Raw genomic sequence first — 16,077 nt, forward strand, 5'->3', positions numbered from 1 at the left:
CAGGCGGCGGCGGCGCGGCGGCGGCGAGCCGAACGGCGTTCAGGGCGCGGCCGGCGAATCCGACGACGAGGGCGAGGAGTCCGACGCGGAGCCGAACGGCGGCGAGGAGCCGGTCGTGAGCGACGTGGCGGCGGAGGAGCCTCTGGCGGTGACCGCAGCCGCGGCGCCCGAGGAGAACGGCGCCGTCGAGGCCGCTCCGGCCGAGGAAAAAGCTACGGACGAGGGCGAGGACGACGGCAAGCGCCGCCGCCGCGGCCGCCGCGGCGGCCGGCGCAATCGCAAGGACGCCGACGCTTCGGACGAGCCGACGGAGGCCGTTGCGGCCGAAGCCGTCGTCTCCGACGTCGCGGCCGAGCCGACCGACATCGCGCAGGGCGTCGCGGCCGTGTCGCCGCCGCCGGTCGAGCCGGTCGACGAGGCGCCTGCTCCGGTCGAGGAGACCGCTGCGGCCGAGGAGACGGTTCTGGTGAACGGCCCGGCCGAGGTCGAGACCGCGCCCGAACCCGAAGCGCAGCCCGAGGCCCCGACGCGCTCGCCGGAGCTCGAGGAGGTCGCCGTCGACCCCTCGCGCCCGCGCCGCACCGGCTGGTGGAGCCGCAAGGTCTTCGGCGGCTGAGCCCACGGGCTCGACCCAATGAATGCGAAAAGGCCCGGGCTGACGCCCGGGCCTTTTTTCTTTTCGGCGCTTTCGGCGGGACGCTCGCGCCGTCCGCGCCCCTGCCGCTCGTCAGCCGCGCGGGAACTCCAGCCCCATCTCGCGGTAGCGCTCAGGATCGTCGGCCCAGTTCTCGCGCACCTTCACGAACAGGAACAGGTGCACCGGCGTCTCCGCGATCTCGGATATCTCCTTGCGCGCGTGCATGGAGATTTCCTTGACCGTCTGTCCGCCCTTGCCAATGACGATGCGCTTCTGGCTTTCGCGCTCGACGTAGATCGTCTGCTCGACGCGCACGGAGCCGTCCGCGCGCGTCTCCCATTTCTCGGTCTCGACGGTCGAGGCGTAGGGCAGTTCGTCGTGCAGCCGCGCGAACAGCTTCTCGCGGGTGATCTCGGCGGCCAGAGCCCGCAGCGGCAGGTCCGAGATGTCGTCGGCCGGGTAGAGCCAGGGGCTGGCTGGCATCTCGTCCGCGAAATAGGCGACGAGGTCCTTCACGCCGTCGCCGGTGAGCGCCGACACCATGAACACCCGCTCGAACGCCGCGCGCGCCGCCGCCTCCTGCGCGATCGCGAGCAGGGCGTCGCGGCGCACCTGGTCGATCTTGTTGAGGATCAGCACCTTGCGGCGCCCGCTGTCGGCGAGCTTGTCGAGGATCGCCAGGTTGTCGTCGTCGAGGCCCTTGCGGACGTCGATCAGCAGACCGACGAGATCGGCGTCGCCCGCCCCGCCCCAGGCGGTGGTGACCATGGCGCGGTCGAGACGGCGCTTCGGCGCGAAGATGCCGGGCGTGTCCACGAACACGATCTGGGCGCCGCCCGAGATGACGAGGCCGCGCACGAGCGCGCGCGTCGTCTGCACCTTGTGGCTGACGATCGAGACCTTGGCGCCCACCAGCGCGTTCAGCAGCGTGGACTTGCCGGCGTTCGGCGCGCCCACGAGCGCGACGAAGCCGCAGCGGGTCTCGCCCTCGGGAATTTCGGGAGCCGCGTCGGGCTCAGACATGATCCGTCTCCTCCGGGCGCGCCACTCCGGCGTCCGCCAGCAATGATCGCGCGGCGAACTGTTCCGCCTCGCGTTTCGAGCGGCCGACGCCCTCGGCCTCGCCGAGGCCGCCCACGATCACCGCCACGCGGAAACGCGGGCTGTGATCGGGGCCTGAGCGCTCGACTTCCTGATAGATGGGCGTTGGCAGGCCCCGTCCCTGGGCCCATTCCTGCAGCTCGGTCTTGGCGTCCCGCAGCGGGCGGCGCGGAGCCAGCATGCGCTCGCGCCAGAACCTGTCCACCAGATCCCGCGCCGGCTCGTAGCCGCCGTCCACGTAGACCGCGCCGATCACCGCCTCGCAGATGTCGGCGAGGATGGCGGTCTTCTTCCGGCCGCCGGAACTGGCCTCGCCGGCGCCGAGCCGGATAAAGGGCGCAAGCTCCATCGCCGCCGCGACCTCCGCACAGGCCTCCGCCCGCACGAGCTCCGCCAGACGGCGCGAGAGATCGCCTTCGTCCGACGTCGGGAAGGCTTCGATCAGCATGCTGGCGATCGCGAGCCCCAGCACGCGGTCGCCGAGAAACTCGAGCCGCTGGTAGCTGCCGAGCCGGCCGTCGGACGCCTTGGCGGCGCTGATGTGCGTCAGGGCGCGCTCGAGCAGCGAGCCGTCGGCGAAGGCGTGGCCGAGCTTCGCCTCGAGCTCCTTATGCGCCGCGGCGCGCCGCTTCATCTGAGCGACGTGCCGATGCGCGACCAGCGCACGGTCCACGGCCACTTCCACACCGCCCAGGCCGGCTCGCCGCGCTCCACCGAGAAGAACAGCAGCTCCGCCCGGCCCACGAGGTTGTCGAACGGCACATAGCCGACCGCGGACTGGACGCGGCTGTCGGTGGAGTTGTCGCGGTTGTCGCCCATCATGAACAGATGCCCCTCGGGCACCGTGTAGACCGGCGTGTTGTCGAGGAAGCCGTTCTCGACCATATCGAGCACGTCGTAGCTGACGCCGTTGTCGAGGGTCTCGCGATAGCGGGGGATGCGGCGCGTCTGGCCGTCCGACAGCCGCTCGACGTAGTCGTCGAGGCGCTCCTTCGGCACCGGCTTGCCGTTGATGATCAGCACGCCGTCCATCATCTGGATGCGGTCGCCCGGCAGCCCGATCACGCGCTTGATGTAGTCGGTGGAGTTGTCCGTGGGCAGCTTGAACACGGCGATGTCGCCACGCTTCGGCATGGCGCCGAACAGGCGCCCCTCGCCGATGGGCGGGCTGAACGGCAGCGAGTGCCGGCTGTAGCCGTAGGCGTATTTGGACACGAACAGATAGTCGCCGACGAGCAGCGTCTTCTCCATCGATCCTGACGGGATGTTGAACGGCTGGAACAGCACCGTCCGGATCACGACAGCGATCAGCAGGGCCTGCACGACGATCTTGACGATCTCGACGAACCCGCCCTCGGCGCTCTTCTTCTTGTCCGTGGTTACGCTCATCGCTTTTCCGTCTGCTGGGCGCGCCGCCCGCGGGCCGGAGGCCGTGATAGACCTCGCGGCGGGAAAGGTAAATCGAGGCGAACAGCCTCACCGCGTTTCGGCGGAGGCCCGTCCACGCGCCATGGCGGCCTTCATGACGCGCACCGTCTCGGCGAGGCCGACCGCGAGCGCCTCCCCGATCATGAAATGCCCGATGTTGAGCTCGGCGATCTCCGGCAGCGCTGCGATCGCCTCGGCGCTCGCATAGTCGAGGCCATGGCCGGCGTGCACTTCGAGCCCGAGCGAGGCCGCAAGAGCGGCGCCCGCCTTCAGCCGGGCGAACTCCTTGTCCGCCGCGTCGCGCTCGCCCGCGGCCAGCGCCTCGCACCAAGTCCCCGTGTGCAGCTCGACGATCGCCGCGCCCATCAGCGCGGCCTGCTCCAGCGCGGCCTCGTCCGGCTCCACGAACAGCGAGACGCGGACGCCGGCGGCCGTCAGCTCCTTCACGACCGGCGCGACCGTCCCCTTCTGGCCGACCACGTCGAGACCGCCCTCGGTGGTCCGCTCCTCGCGCTTCTCGGGCACAAGGCAGGCCGCGTTCGGCCTGATCCTGAGCGCGACCGCCAGCATCTCCGGCGTCGCGGCCATTTCGAAGTTCAGCGGCAGGGCGATCTCGGCGCGCAGCCGGTCGATGTCGGCGTCGCGGATGTGGCGGCGATCCTCGCGCAAATGCGCCGTCACGCCGTCCGCGCCAGCCTCCGCCGCGATCCGGGCGAAGCGCACCGGATCGGGATGCGCGCCGCCGCGCGCGTTCCTCACCGTCGCGACATGATCGATGTTCACTCCAAGCCTGATTGTCTCGCCCATGGCGTCTGGTCTTCGTCTTCTTGGTTTGAGGCGCGGCGCGCTCAGCCGTTCACGCGTTCCACATTGCTGACCACCGGCGTCTGCCGCAGATCCGCGATGATGGCGCCGAGGTGCTTGATGTCGAACACGCCGAGGTCGAACAGGATGTCGTGGAAGTCCGGCGAGCGCGAGATCATGCGCACGTCGTCGATGTTCGCCTCGTAGGAGCCGATCACCTCGGTGATGCGCGCGAGCGAGCCGGGCTCGTTGATGGAGGTCACGACGATCCGCACGGGGAAACGCTCGCGCCGGCCGAGATCCACGTCCCAGCGCACGTCGAGCCAGCGCTCGGGATGGTCGTCGAACTCCTTCAGCGCCGGCGACTGGATCGGGTAGATCGTGATCCCCTCGCCGGGATCGAGAATGCCGACGATGCGGTCGCCCGGCACGGCGCCGCCGTCCGGCGCGAAGCGCACCGGCAGGTCGCCGCGCAAACCCCGGATCGGAATCGACGGATGCGGCGAATCGGCATCCTCGACGCCGGGCGCCTTGAAGCGCAGCGCGCCGGCCTGCTCCAGCCCGAACCAGCCGTTCGCCGGCGCAGGGACCCCGAGCGAAGTCTGCGGCCGCTCGTCTTTCACATCCGGGTAGACGGCGCGCACCACGTCCAGCGAGTGCATCTCGCCGCGGCCGACGGCCGCCAGGACGTCGTCGATCGACGCGCGGGCGAGACGGTGGAGCGAGGTCCGCAGCCGCTCGTCGGAGAACGCCTTGCCGTTGCGCTCGAAGGCGCGCTGCACGATCTGGCGGCCGAGCCCGGCGTATTGCGCGCGCACCGCGGCGCGGGTGGCGCGACGGATCGCGGCGCGCGCCTTGCCGGTGACGACCACGGCCTCCCAGGCCGCGGGAGGCACCTGGGCGTCGGAGCGGATGATCTCCACCTCGTCGCCGTTCTTGAGCTCGGTGACGAGCGCTTCCGTGTGGCCGTTGATCTTTGCGCCGACGCAGCCGTTGCCGACATTGGTGTGGACGGCGTAGGCGAAGTCGATCGGCGTCGCGCCGCGCGGCAGCGCGATCAGCCGCCCCTTCGGCGTGAAGCAGAACACCTGATCGTTGAACAGCTCGAGCTTGGTGTGCTCGAGGAACTCTTCCGGGTTGTCGCCCTCGGCGAGCAACTCGACCGTGCGCCGCAGCCAGCCATAGGCGCGGCTCTCGCGGGCCAGTTCGTCATTGTCGCCGCCGAGTCCGTCCTTGTAGAGCGCGTGCGCCGCGATGCCGTACTCCGCGAAGCGCTGCATCGCCTCCGTGCGGATCTGGAGCTCGACGCGCTGGTGGCCGGGCCCCACGATCGTGGTGTGGATCGAACGGTAGTCGTTCTCCTTGGGCGTCGAGATGTAGTCCTTGAAGCGCCCGGGCACGGTCGGCCAGCCGGAGTGCAGGATGCCGAGCGCGCGATAGCAGCTCGGGACGTCGGCCACGAGCACGCGGAAGCCGAAGATGTCGGACAACTGTTCGAACGCGACCGACTTGCGCTCCATCTTGCGCCAGATCGAGTAGGGCTTCTTGGCGCGGCCCGTCACCGTCGCCTGCAGGCCCGCCCCCTCGAAACGCTCCTCGAACGAGCGCTGGATGTCGGCGATGGCGTCGACGTTGCGCTCGCGCAGGCGGTTCAGCCGGCCGACGATGGTCTCGTAGGCCTCCGGGTAGAGCGTGCGAAAGCCGATGTCGTCGAGTTCGTCGCGCACGCCCTGCATGCCCATGCGGCCGGCGAGCGGCGCGTAGAGGTCGACCGTCTCCTGAGCGACGCGGGCGCGCTTGGCGGGGGGCACGAAATGCAGCGTGCGCATGTTGTGCAGACGATCGGCGAGCTTCACCAGCAGCACGCGCACGTCGTCCGCGATGGCGAGCAGCAGCTTGCGCAGGTTCTCCGCCTGCGCGGCCTCCTTGGTGACGAGGTCGAGCTTCTTGAGCTTCGTCAGGCCCTCGACCAGCCGGCCGATCTGCTGCCCGAACAGGGCGTCGATCTCGTCGCGGGTCGCATCGGTGTCCTCGATCGTGTCGTGCAGAAGCGCCGCCACGATGGTGGCGTCGTCGAGCCGGAGATCTGTGAGAATCGCGGCGACTTCGAGCGGGTGCGAGAAGTATGGATCGCCGGACGCGCGCCGCTGCAGCCCATGCGCCTTCATCGCATAGACATAAGCGCGGTTGAGCAACGCCTCGTCGGCGTTGGGATTGTAGGCCTTTACGCGCTCGACGAGCTCGTACTGCCGCATCATGGGGCGATCGCCGGGGTGGAATCTGCGCGTCAGGGCGCCTGGTTCCGAAGATATCGTCGGCTTCGCGCCGGCGCACAAGTTCATGCGCCGCATGACGCAAAAGCGCCGCAGGAGACGATGCTCGCCGCGGCGCTTTTCATTCCATCCGTGAGCTTGAGGCGGCTCACTCCTCGTCGTCGGTCTCCGCCGGCGGCACCAGCCCCTCGAGGCCGCGCAGGAGGTCTTCCTCCGTCATGCGGTCGAAGGTGACGTTGCCGTCGTCGTCGGACGATCCGGCGGAGCCCGCCAGCGCCGGAACCGTCTCGGCCTCCGGCTCGTCCACCTCGACGTACTTCTGCAGCGAGTGGATCAGGTCTTCCTTGAGATCTTCCGGCTGGACGGTCTCATCGGCGATCTCGCGCAGCGCGACGACTGGATTCTTGTCGTTGTCGCGGTCCACCGTGATCGGCGAGCCGGACGAGATCAAACGGGCGCGATGACCGGCGAGCAGCACGAGCTCGAACCGGTTTTCGACCTTGTCGATGCAATCCTCGACGGTGACGCGGGCCATGGGGCGTCCGCTCCTTCTATTGCGACGGTACGGGATTGATCGCGGTCTTTACCGCGAGGCCGTTCGTGTGGCAAGGACCGTGACGGCAGGACGGGCGCCGCGGCTTCGCGCGCCCTCGGCCGCCTTACTTTTTCGAACCTCGGTATTGCATCAGAAAGTTTGCGATCATGTTCTATTCGGACGAGCGCCTCGGCCTGTTCATCGACGGCGCCAACCTTTACGCCACCGCCCGTGGCGTCGGCTTCGACATCGATTTCCGGCGGCTGCTGCGCGACTTCCAGGGCCGCGGCTACCTGATCCGGGCCTATTACTACACCGCGCTGTCCGAAGACCTTGAAGTCTCCACCATCCGCCCGCTGATCGACTGGCTCGACTACAACGGTTACACCGTGGTCACCAAGCCGACCAAGGAGTTCACCGACAGCCAGGGCCGGCGCAAGGTGAAGGGCAACCTCGACATCGAGCTCGCGATCGACGCGCTGGAGATGGCCGAGCACATCGACCACATGGTGCTGTTCTCGGGCGACGGCGACTTCACCCCGCTGGTCGCCGCCATGCAGCGCCGCGGCGTGCGCGTGACCGTCGTCTCGACCGTGACGACGCAGCCCGCCATGATCGCCGACGACCTGCGCCGCCGCGCGGACCACTTCCTCGACCTCGCCGATCTCGGCGCGAAGATCGGCCGCGACCCGTCCGAGCGCGCCGCCCGCGACGCGCGCCGCACGGCGCCGATCGACACCACGCCGGAGCCGTAAGGGCGGCCGCACCCGGGCGGAGCTCCGCAGGATGCAGATCAGCTTTTTTGCGACGGAGATCGACGAGTTCGAGGTCTGGAAGTTGGCGTTCGCGTTGCCCGGGATGCGCGTTTACGAAGCTGCGGTTCATGGAGATAGGCCGCTCCGAGAGTTCTTCTCGGCCGAGGAAGTCCGAGAAGCCCGGGCTGCGGAGCCGTATATCTCTCTAAAGCTGCACCCCTCGTTGGCCGGCGGCGCTCCCGTTCTCGATCTCACGCCCCGCGACGAGCGTTACCCTCCAGACCCCGGCAACATAAACCTGCAGAAACTGGTCGGCCCAGCGCTGATTGGCTTCAACTGGTATGGATGGCAGAGAAATTCTCGCAATTGTCTCCAAAATACCGTCTTCAGCGCCTGGAATTTGGCAGGAGCTCGAAGTCGATCGATTTATCCTGTGGATCATCTCGACGAAGTCGACTGGAAAATGCTTAACTCTATTTTTGGTAAGCTGCGACGTCAAATACACAATATGGCGGTGGCCAAAATTGGTTCGAGCCGCGTTCTTCCCGACGCCTTCCGGCGGTTGGCTTCGGGCGAGATTACGCTGTGGGGATGGGGAGAGGATGTTTCAATCTCGTCGCCAAATCTCGTCATCGAGACGACCAAGCTGCACTAGGCCAACCGGCCTCGAAGTCGGCGACCGGTCCGAACCTGCGATTTCGCCCATGCCCGAAAGTTCCTCCCTTGAGCCGCCCCGCGAATGCCCGGCCTGCCCGCGCCTCGTGGCGTTCCGCGAGGAGCAACGCACGCGCCGGCCGGAGTGGCATAACGCGCCGGTCCCATCCTTCGGCCCCGAGCGCCCGCGCCTGCTGATCGTGGGCCTCGCTCCCGGCCTCCAGGGGGCGAACCGCACGGGGCGCCCGTTCACCGGCGACTGGGCCGGCGACCTGCTCTACGCGACGCTGCTGAAGTTCGGGTTCGCCGAGGGCGACTATGACGAGCGCCCGGACGACGGCCTGATCCTTGTCGGCGCGCGCGTGACCAACGCCGTGCGCTGCGTGCCGCCGGAGAACAAGCCGGTCGGCGCCGAGATCGGCAATTGTAGGCCCTTCCTCGCGAGCGAGATCGCGGCGGTCGCCGACGGCGGCGCCGTGGTCGCGCTCGGACGCATCTCCCACGACAGCGTCTGCCGCGCGCTCGGCGTCCGGCTCGCCTCCGCCCCGTTCGGCCACGGCGCCGAGCACGACGTCGGCCGGCTCACCCTTTTCGACAGCTATCACTGCTCCCGCTACAACACGAACACGGGCGTGCTGACGACCGAGATGTTCGAAGCGGTGTTTTCGCGGGTGCGGGCGTTTCTGGACGCACGGTGAGCGTTACAGGCGGCGGTCGAGCTCCGCGGCCGCGATCTCCGCGATGGTCAGGTCGGGATCGGTCGTCTTGCCGTCCTCGACGTTCCAGATGGCGGACAACGCCGCCCACGCGAGCACCCATTTGAGCAGCCGCTCCGGATCGAGCGAAGCAGCGGCGGAAACGATCTTCAGTCTTCGCGCCAGCACATTTGGCTCACGCGCCAGATCGACAGTCGGGTTACAGAACAGATTTGCGTAGTCAAACGCACGTTCGCCCATCAAGCCCTTTGGATCGATCGCGAGCCATCCATCCCGGCCGAAATCCAAGACGTTGCCGTGGTGGATGTCTCCGTGCAGCGGGACGACTTCAGACGGCGCGTCGAGCAACTCATGCGCCGTCGCGGCGCAACGGGCGACAAGGCCGCCATGCCCCCCGGCGGCGAGCAGGCTATCGAACCATCGGGCGAGCGGGACCAAAGCCGCGGGCGGCGCCAAGCGCGGTCCATGCAGCGCAGCGACAACCCCGCAGAGGACAAGCGTCGCCTCGTCATCGTCGCCCGTTTCCGCCATTCGCTTCAAGGAGCGTGGGCCGGTCGCCCGCGCCATCAGCAACGCGTCGCCCTCGTGGGCCATCACGCCGGCTGCGCCCTCGCCTGCCCGCCAGACCATGAAAGCCGCGCCTGAGCGCTCCTCATGCGCGGTCGCGATCTTCAACATCAAGTCCGCGCCGGCAGAGCTGCGGACCGGCAGCAGGCGACTTGACGGCGTAACGATCGGCTCGCCGTCGGGCGCGAGCCGCCAGACGGTAAGCCACGGCTCGAAGTCGTGTCGGGGCTCCCGGCTCACCCCCGGTCGCGCATGATGCGCGACTTGTCCCGGTTCCAGGTGCGCTCCTTGTCGGCTTCGCGCTTGTCGTGGAGCTTCTTGCCGCGCGCGAGCGCGATCTCGACTTTCGCCCGGCCCTGTTCGTTGAAGTAGATCTTCAGCGGAACGACGGTCAGCCCTTCTCGGGTCACGGCGCCGGCGAGCTTGTTGATCTGGTTCTTGTGCAGCAGGAGCTTCCGCGGGCGCCGCGTCTCGTGGTTGAAACGGTTCGCCTGCAGGTACTCGGGGATGTAGGAGTTATAGAGGAACAGCTCGCCGCCGTACTCCGCGGCGTAAGCCTCCCCGATCGTCGCCTTGCCTAGGCGCAGCGACTTCACTTCGGTTCCGGCGAGCGCGATGCCGGCCTCGAACGTCTCGCCGATCTCGTAGTTGTGGCGAGCCTTCCGGTTCTCGGCGGCGATCTTGTAGCGCGGATTGGGGGCCTTGGCGTTCATGGGCGGGAATGTGGGGTCACGCGTTCCCGGAAACGAGTCCCGCGTGCGCGAGCGCGGCGCGCACGACGCCACGGGTCGATTCGGCGACCGGGACCATCGGCAGCCGCATGGTCTCCGAGCAGCGGCCCAGCATCGCGAGGCCGACCTTCACCGGACCGGGGCTCGTCTCGCAGAACAGGCCGGTGTGCAGCGGCGTCAGCTTGTCCTGGTAGGCGCGCGCGGTGACGTAGTCGCCGGCGATGCACGCCTCCTGGAACGCCGCGCATTCGGCCGGCGCGACGTTCGCCGTCACCGAGATGCAGCCGTGGCCGCCATGGGCCATGAAGCCGAGCGCGGTGATGTCTTCGCCGGAGAACTGCAGGAAGTCCGCGCCCATCTTGGCGCGCTGCAGGCTGACGCGCGCCACGTTCGCGGTCGCGTCCTTCACGCCGGCGATGTTCTTGAGCTCGTAGAGCCGCGCCATGGTGTCAACGGTCATGTCCACGACCGAGCGGCCGGGAATGTTGTAGATCAGGATCGGCAGGCCGACAGCGTCGTTGATCGCCTTGAAGTGGGCGTAGAGCCCCTCCTGCGTCGGCTTGTTGTAATAGGGCGTGACGACCAGCAGCCCGTCCGCGCCGACCTTCTCCGCGTGGCGCGCGAGGCTGATCGCCTCAAGGGTGGAGTTCGAGCCAGCTCCCGCGATGACCGGCACGCGCCCGCGCGTCTCCTGCACGCACCACTCGACGACCTTGTTGTGCTCGTCATGGGTCAGCGTCGGGCTTTCGCCCGTGGTGCCGACCGGCACCAGGCCATGGGTGCCCGACGCGATCTGCCAGTCGACCAGGGAGCGGAAGGCGCCCTCGTCGAGCTCGCCGCCGTCCTTCATCGGGGTGACGAGCGCGGGCATCGAGCCACGGAAAACGGTATGCGCAGTCATTTGCGTCGGCTCCGGATGCGGAGGTCGGGCCCCGCGGCGGCGGAGCCGGCGAAGACGTCGCCGCCTCCGCCAGATGGGGCCCCTTGATAGACGTGGGCGACCGTCACGAAAAGCCCGCATGATCGTGATCGTCCTCATCACTCCCGGTGATGGCCCGCCGGTCTCGGTTAGCGTTTCGTAAAGCGGAGGCGGCGAAACTGTGGCTAATCCAATCCAAACGCCGGCTCCCTCGGGGGCCCGCTCCGAAGCCGAGAGCCGATGTCTGCGTTCAGAGCCCTCCTTCGCGGCGTCGCCGCGTCCAGCCTGCTTGCGGCGCAGGCCGCCTACGCCGAGGACGGCGGCGAGACCGTCGCCGCCCCCGAGCAGAGCTTCGTCGTTGCCTACGACGCCACCAACGTCACCGGCGCGATCGCCCCGGCCTCGCGCGTCGCGCCGAGCCCGACGGTGCAGTCCGCGGACGTGGCGCAGGTGAAGGCGGCGGTCGCCGCGTTCCAGCGCGGCGACCTTGGCGGCGCGATGGCCGTGCGCGCCTCCTTGCGCGATCCCGGCGCGGTGGCGCTGGTCGACTGGCTGTCGATCCGCTTCGCCTCCCGCCAGGTCGGCTTCGACCGCATCAACAGCTTCCTGCGCGCCCACCGCGACTGGCCGACCATGAGCATGGTCCGCCGCCGCGCCGAGGAGGCGCTGTGGCTCGAGAACGTCAACGGCGCGACGGTCCGCGCCTTCTTCGCCCAGAACGGCAAGCCGAAGCGGGCCGAGGGCAAGCTGGCGCTCGCCCGCGCCCTGCTCGACGCCGGCCAGAAGGACGCCGCCGCGACGGTCGCCCGCGAGGCCTGGCGGACGGAGGATCTCGCCGGAAACCTTGAGGCCCAGGCGCTTTCGCGGTTCGGCCCGCTGCTGACGACTGCCGACCACCGCGCCCGCGCCGAACGACAGTTTCTGAACGACAACGTGGACGCCGGCCTGCGGGCCGCGGCGCGCGTCGGCGGCTCCTACGTCGCCGTCGGCAAGGCGATCGCCGCCGTGATCCGCCGGCGGCCGGACGCTCCCGCCGCCCTCGCCGCCGTACCGACCGGAGCGCGCTCCGATCCCGCCTTCATATTCGCAAGCGCCCGGCATGCGCGCCGCGCCGACCGCCCAAAGGAGGCGGCGGCCATGCTAGCCCGCGCGCCGCTGAGCGCGACCGCCCTCGCAGACCCCGACGCGTGGTCCGTGGAGCGCCGCGTGATCGCGCGCGACCTCCTCGACCTCGGCGACGCCCGCGGCGCCTACGAGCTGATCCGCCGCACCGAAGCCAGATCCGACACCGACCGGATCGAGTCCGAGATGCTCGCCGGCTTCATCGCGCTGCGGGCGCTCGGCGACGGCCGCGCCGCCTACCGCCACTTCACCGTCGTGCAGTCGCAGGCGACCATTCCGGGCACGCTGTCGCGCGCCCTCTACTGGCAGGGCCGCGCGCTCGAGGCGCTAGGCGATCAGGCCGCCGCACGCGCCTCCTACGAGCGCGCCAGCCGCCATATCACGAGCTACTACGGCCAGATCGCCCGCGCGCGCCTGAAACTCGCGGACCTGCCCGTGCGCAGGCTTCCCGAGCCAACCTCGGCCGACCGCGCCACCTTCAACTCCCGGCTTTCGGTGCGCGCCATCGATCTGCTGTACCGGGTGGGCGACAAGGAGCTCGCGCTGCCCATGGTCGCCGGCCTCGCCGAAGACCTGCGCAGCGGCGGCGAGCTCACCCTGCTCGGCGAACTGACGCAGCGGAACAAGGACCCGCGCGCGACCCTCGTCGTCGGCAGGGCCGGCATCAACAGCGGCTTCCCGATGGACGTGCTCGCCTATCCGACCGGCGGCATTCCGGCCTTCAAGCCGGTGGGCCCCGCGATCGAGACTCCGGTCGTCCACGCCATCGCGCGACAGGAAAGCTCCTTCAACCCGAGGGCCGTGAGCCACGCCAACGCGCGCGGACTGCTGCAGCTTCTGCCCACGACCGCCGCACGGACGGCGAAGGCGGCGGGCGTGCCCTTCAACGCCGAGCGCCTGACCACCGACGCGGCGTTCAACGCGCAGCTCGGCGCCGCTCATCTCGGCGAACTCGCCCGCGATTTCCGCGGCTCCTACGTCATGGTCTTCGCCGCCTACAACGCCGGCTCCAGCCGCGTCATCGAATGGGTCCGGCGCTACGGCGACCCGCGCAAGCCCGACACCGATCCGGTCGACTGGGTCGAGCGCATCCCGTTCACGGAGACGCGCAACTACGTGCAGCGCGTGCTGGAGAACACGCAGGTCTACCGCACGCGCCTCAACGGCCGCACCGCCCTGCTGATCGAACGCGACATGGCGCGCGGCGGCGAGTGATAGCAGGCGTAGGCCTGCGCCCGTGACGAGCGGCGCGTCCGCCCCCCAGGACAGGCGCGTCGCTACCATTCACGGCCCTTCGCTGCATGTGCGGGACTGGACGCCTGCGGACGCCGAAAGTCCGCCTGTCGTCTGCCTGCCGGGCCTGTCGCGCCCTCTCGAGGACTTCACCGAGCTTGCGGAGCATCTGGCCTCGCCCGAAGGCGGCGGACGACGGGTGCTTGCGATCTCCGCGCGCGGCCGTGGTCTGTCCGACCGCGATCCCGACCCGAAGCGGTACGACGTCACGGTCGAGACCGGCGACATCCTGACCGTGCTCGACGCGCTCGGCGTCGGCAGGGCGATCCTTGTCGGCACGTCGCGCGGCGGCATGCAGGCCATGATGCTCGCGGCCATCCGTCCCTCCGTTGTCGCCGGAATCGTGCTCAACGACATCGGTCCGGTGATCGAGCCAGACGGCCTGATCCGCATCCGCGACTATCTCAAGGAACGCGCCGCGCCTCGGAACTGGCGAGAGGCCACGGACGCCGTCGCCGCGCTGATGGCGGAGCGCTTCACCGCGCTCGGCTCCACGGATTTCGAACGCATCGCCCGGCGCACGTGGCGGCAGGAGGGCCACGAGTTCGTGGCTCTCGCCGATCCGGCGCTGGTTAGAACCTTCGAAGGGCTCGACCTGACGAAGCCCCTGCCCCCGCTGTGGACTTTGTTCGACGCGCTGGCCGCGACGCCTCTGATGGCGATTCGCGGCTCAGCCTCGGACATCCTGAGCGCCGAGACCTTCGCTGCCATGCGGGCGCGCCGTCCCGACATGGCCGCGATCGAGGTTCCGGGCGAAGGCCATGCGCCGCAGCTCGCGGACCGCCCTACGTTTGACGCGATCGCAGCCTTCGTCGCCGAGGTCGCGGCCCGCGAGCGCGCTTGAGGCGCGAAGCGCGGTCGCCGGCTCAGAAATCGACGGTGGTGCGAAGCCCAAGCACGGTCGCGTTCCGGATGCGCCGGTTCGGGTGATCGGGATGCGGATCGCCGCCGCCGGGACGCACGATGTACTGCGCGAACGGCTGCGCCTTCAGCCACGGCGCGACCTCGGCCTGGTACGACGCCTCGACCGCGAGCTCCGAGCTGCGGACCGGACCTGCCGACCCGAGGCGGATCGTGTCGCGGTCGAGCTTGCGGGCCCGGTCGCTGATGTGCGCGTAGGCGACCGCCACGCCGAACACGTCGTTGTCGCGGCCCGCGAACGGGGCCTTCAGGTTGAAGCCGGCGTCGAAATAGTAGTCGATCAGGTTGCGGTTCGACTGCGGCGCGATCACCGCACGCGCGAACACCGACAGCGCCTGCTCGCCCTCGCCCGCCTTCCAGACGGTCTGGTCGATCACGCCGTAGAGGGCGTATGAGCCGTCATGGCGCTTCGGGTCGTCCGCGCCGGGATCGGCGAGCGAGAGGCCGTTGCGGGCGAAGCGCAGGTCGTCGAAGTCGTTGGAGTTGTACCAGCCGCCGACCTTGTAGACGCCGGGCAGGCCGCCGACGGCGTCGGTGGCGTAGGCCGCCTCGGCGATGACGAACACGCCGCGGTCGACGGTGAAGGTGACGCCGCCATTGTTCTTGCCGTCGTCGTCGAGCGGATCGCCGCTGTAGAGGCCGGCCTGGAACGAAAGCTGGTCGTTGACGGCGTAGGCGACGTGAACGCCGGGCGTCGGCACGGGATAGGCCGGGCCGCCGCCGGGGAGGTCGACGCCGTTGAGGCCCGGCCAGCCGAAGGCCGAGTTGACGAACAGGCCGGCGGTGTCACTGGTGACGAAGTCGCCATCGGCGGCGAGCTGGCCGATCTTGAACACGAAACGCCCGTCGAGCAGGGTCTGCTTGAAGTAGACCTCCGCGAGGCGCGTCAGGTTGTCGGCTTCGGCCCCCGACACCGCGAGCAGGTTGCCGATCCGGTAGGTCGACAGGCCATGCCCCGTGATCACATAGGCGCCGGCGTGGATCTCCGCGCCCTCCCAGCCTGCGATCTTCTCCAGATCGAAATCGAGCGCGAACTGGAACAGCCCGGTGAAGCCGCCGCCCCGGCTGAGGCCGCCGGAGACGTTGCGGGTGGCGTCTCCGGTGAAGCTCGCTTCGAACGCGACGCCGGCGTCCTCGAGCTTCGTGCGGGCCCCGCCCCAGTCGCCGGTGAGCTTCTCGCGGGTGAACAGGTCGGCCCAGAACGACGACCCGCCTTCAACACCGGCAGGCGCGTCGGCGGCGACCGCGTTTCCCGCGGCGCCGGCGGAAAGCGCAAGCGCGCCCATCAGCGCGATCGCCGCGCTCGAGTTCTTTAGCCTGCTCATCAATTCGCCCCGTGATATAGCGCCAGCCGGCCGGAAACCGATCGAGCCGGAAACCGCCCGGTCATGCGGGTCCCCGTGCTTCCCCTCGCGAACCGCTCGCAACTTCATCTTGCGCATTCGCGCAGCACGCCGCAACTTGTAACAAACACGTTATCGAAAATCTTTTGCGCACTCAGCTTAATGGAGAAGGCCGACCCACTCCCTCACTTAAGAATAATTACAATAATAATGCGACAAGCTTCGAACAGCCGCCTCCGATGCACTGACGGACATCAGACCGGCCCACAAACGAAAAC

General features: G+C 69.0%; 15 protein-coding genes and 1 pseudogene. 6 read left to right on the plus strand and 10 right to left on the minus strand.

Annotation, left to right across the window (positions count from 1 at the left end; all coding sequences use genetic code 11):
• Nucleotides 1–616, plus strand: a pseudogene (locus ACFSCV_RS02435) (ribonuclease E/G); the annotation flags it as partial.
• A 111-nt stretch (nt 617–727) separates the two neighbouring features.
• Here the strand turns inward: ACFSCV_RS02435 and era are convergent.
• The 6 genes from era to rpoZ form a co-directional block, all read right to left on the minus strand.
• Nucleotides 728–1,660, minus strand: a complete 933-nt coding sequence (era, locus tag ACFSCV_RS02440; protein ID WP_378796632.1) for a GTPase Era — start codon at nt 1,658–1,660, stop codon at nt 728–730.
• Nucleotides 1,653–2,411 (minus strand): ribonuclease III, encoded by a 759-nt coding sequence (gene rnc, locus ACFSCV_RS02445; protein WP_378796634.1) that lies wholly within the window; start codon nt 2,409–2,411, stop codon nt 1,653–1,655. Before rnc ends, era begins: the two co-directional genes overlap by 8 nt.
• A complete protein-coding gene (gene lepB, locus ACFSCV_RS02450) occupies nt 2,369–3,127 on the minus strand; it encodes a signal peptidase I (protein ID WP_378796636.1) in 759 nt (252 codons plus the stop codon). The genes rnc and lepB overlap by 43 nt, the downstream gene beginning before the upstream one ends.
• Before the next feature lie 87 nt (nt 3,128–3,214).
• A complete protein-coding gene (locus tag ACFSCV_RS02455) occupies nt 3,215–3,973 on the minus strand; it encodes a pyridoxine 5'-phosphate synthase (protein WP_378796638.1) in 759 nt (252 codons plus the stop codon).
• 41 nt (nt 3,974–4,014) lie between these two features.
• Nucleotides 4,015–6,228, minus strand: a complete 2,214-nt coding sequence (locus ACFSCV_RS02460; RefSeq protein WP_378796640.1) for a RelA/SpoT family protein — start codon at nt 6,226–6,228, stop codon at nt 4,015–4,017.
• Between the two features lie 163 nt (nt 6,229–6,391).
• The gene (gene rpoZ, locus ACFSCV_RS02465; protein ID WP_378796642.1) at nt 6,392–6,778 is read right to left on the minus strand and encodes a DNA-directed RNA polymerase subunit omega; all 387 of its coding nucleotides are present in this window, start codon (nt 6,776–6,778) and stop codon (nt 6,392–6,394) included.
• Between the two features lie 167 nt (nt 6,779–6,945).
• Between rpoZ and ACFSCV_RS02470 the strand changes: the two genes are divergently transcribed.
• From ACFSCV_RS02470 to ACFSCV_RS02480, 3 genes are read left to right on the plus strand one after another with little or no spacing between them, the layout of a single operon-like run.
• Nucleotides 6,946–7,533, plus strand: a complete 588-nt coding sequence (locus ACFSCV_RS02470; protein ID WP_378796644.1) for a LabA-like NYN domain-containing protein — start codon at nt 6,946–6,948, stop codon at nt 7,531–7,533.
• Nucleotides 7,534–7,564: 31 nt separating this feature from the next.
• Entirely contained in the window at nt 7,565–8,188 is a 624-nt protein-coding gene (locus ACFSCV_RS02475; protein WP_378796646.1) for a hypothetical protein, read from the plus strand.
• Between the two features lie 49 nt (nt 8,189–8,237).
• On the plus strand, nt 8,238–8,885 hold the full coding sequence (locus tag ACFSCV_RS02480) for a uracil-DNA glycosylase (protein WP_378796648.1): 648 nt from the start codon (nt 8,238–8,240) through the stop codon (nt 8,883–8,885).
• A gap of 3 nt (nt 8,886–8,888) precedes the next feature.
• On the opposite strand, the gene ACFSCV_RS02485 is transcribed toward ACFSCV_RS02480, so the two are convergent.
• The 3 genes from ACFSCV_RS02485 to dapA are packed head-to-tail and all read right to left on the minus strand — an operon-like array spanning nt 8,889 to nt 11,102.
• A complete protein-coding gene (locus tag ACFSCV_RS02485; RefSeq protein ID WP_378796650.1) occupies nt 8,889–9,710 on the minus strand; it encodes an aminoglycoside phosphotransferase family protein in 822 nt (273 codons plus the stop codon).
• The gene (smpB, locus tag ACFSCV_RS02490; RefSeq protein ID WP_378796652.1) at nt 9,707–10,183 is read right to left on the minus strand and encodes an SsrA-binding protein SmpB; all 477 of its coding nucleotides are present in this window, start codon (nt 10,181–10,183) and stop codon (nt 9,707–9,709) included. The genes ACFSCV_RS02485 and smpB overlap by 4 nt, the downstream gene beginning before the upstream one ends.
• Nucleotides 10,184–10,199: 16 nt before the next feature.
• Nucleotides 10,200–11,102 (minus strand): 4-hydroxy-tetrahydrodipicolinate synthase, encoded by a 903-nt coding sequence (gene dapA / locus ACFSCV_RS02495; protein ID WP_378796654.1) that lies wholly within the window; start codon nt 11,100–11,102, stop codon nt 10,200–10,202.
• A 258-nt stretch (nt 11,103–11,360) separates the two neighbouring features.
• Between dapA and ACFSCV_RS02500 the strand changes: the two genes are divergently transcribed.
• Both ACFSCV_RS02500 and ACFSCV_RS02505 read left to right on the plus strand, forming a co-directional pair.
• The gene (locus tag ACFSCV_RS02500; protein ID WP_378796656.1) at nt 11,361–13,457 is read left to right on the plus strand and encodes a lytic transglycosylase domain-containing protein; all 2,097 of its coding nucleotides are present in this window, start codon (nt 11,361–11,363) and stop codon (nt 13,455–13,457) included.
• Nucleotides 13,458–13,479: 22 nt separating this feature from the next.
• Complete coding sequence (locus ACFSCV_RS02505; protein WP_378796658.1) at nt 13,480–14,379, plus strand: alpha/beta fold hydrolase; 900 nt, start codon at nt 13,480–13,482, stop codon at nt 14,377–14,379.
• A 22-nt stretch (nt 14,380–14,401) separates the two neighbouring features.
• Here ACFSCV_RS02505 and ACFSCV_RS02510 read toward each other — a convergent pair whose 3' ends face one another.
• Entirely contained in the window at nt 14,402–15,781 is a 1,380-nt protein-coding gene (locus tag ACFSCV_RS02510) for a carbohydrate porin (RefSeq protein ID WP_378796660.1), read from the minus strand.
• Nucleotides 15,782–16,077 lie beyond the last annotated feature (296 nt).

The sequence above is a fragment of the Methylopila henanensis genome (assembly GCF_042681025.1).
GTDB lineage: Bacteria > Pseudomonadota > Alphaproteobacteria > Rhizobiales > Methylopilaceae > Methylopila > Methylopila henanensis.

Excerpts from the sequence above, each read along its gene's own strand:
- ACFSCV_RS02480 (WP_378796648.1), top strand. The coding sequence starts at position 8,238 with ATGCCCGAAAGTTCCTCCCTTGAGCCGCCCCGCGAATGCCCGGCCTGC.
- era (WP_378796632.1), bottom strand. The coding sequence starts at position 1,660 with ATGTCTGAGCCCGACGCGGCTCCCGAAATTCCCGAGGGCGAGACCCGC.
- rpoZ (WP_378796642.1), bottom strand. The coding sequence starts at position 6,778 with ATGGCCCGCGTCACCGTCGAGGATTGCATCGACAAGGTCGAAAACCGG.
- ACFSCV_RS02470 (WP_378796644.1), top strand. The coding sequence starts at position 6,946 with ATGTTCTATTCGGACGAGCGCCTCGGCCTGTTCATCGACGGCGCCAAC.
- lepB (WP_378796636.1), bottom strand. The coding sequence starts at position 3,127 with ATGAGCGTAACCACGGACAAGAAGAAGAGCGCCGAGGGCGGGTTCGTC.
- smpB (WP_378796652.1), bottom strand. The coding sequence starts at position 10,183 with ATGAACGCCAAGGCCCCCAATCCGCGCTACAAGATCGCCGCCGAGAAC.
- ACFSCV_RS02455 (WP_378796638.1), bottom strand. The coding sequence starts at position 3,973 with ATGGGCGAGACAATCAGGCTTGGAGTGAACATCGATCATGTCGCGACG.
- dapA (WP_378796654.1), bottom strand. The coding sequence starts at position 11,102 with ATGACTGCGCATACCGTTTTCCGTGGCTCGATGCCCGCGCTCGTCACC.
- ACFSCV_RS02460 (WP_378796640.1), bottom strand. The coding sequence starts at position 6,228 with ATGATGCGGCAGTACGAGCTCGTCGAGCGCGTAAAGGCCTACAATCCC.
- ACFSCV_RS02500 (WP_378796656.1), top strand. The coding sequence starts at position 11,361 with ATGTCTGCGTTCAGAGCCCTCCTTCGCGGCGTCGCCGCGTCCAGCCTG.
- ACFSCV_RS02475 (WP_378796646.1), top strand. The coding sequence starts at position 7,565 with ATGCAGATCAGCTTTTTTGCGACGGAGATCGACGAGTTCGAGGTCTGG.
- ACFSCV_RS02510 (WP_378796660.1), bottom strand. The coding sequence starts at position 15,781 with ATGAGCAGGCTAAAGAACTCGAGCGCGGCGATCGCGCTGATGGGCGCG.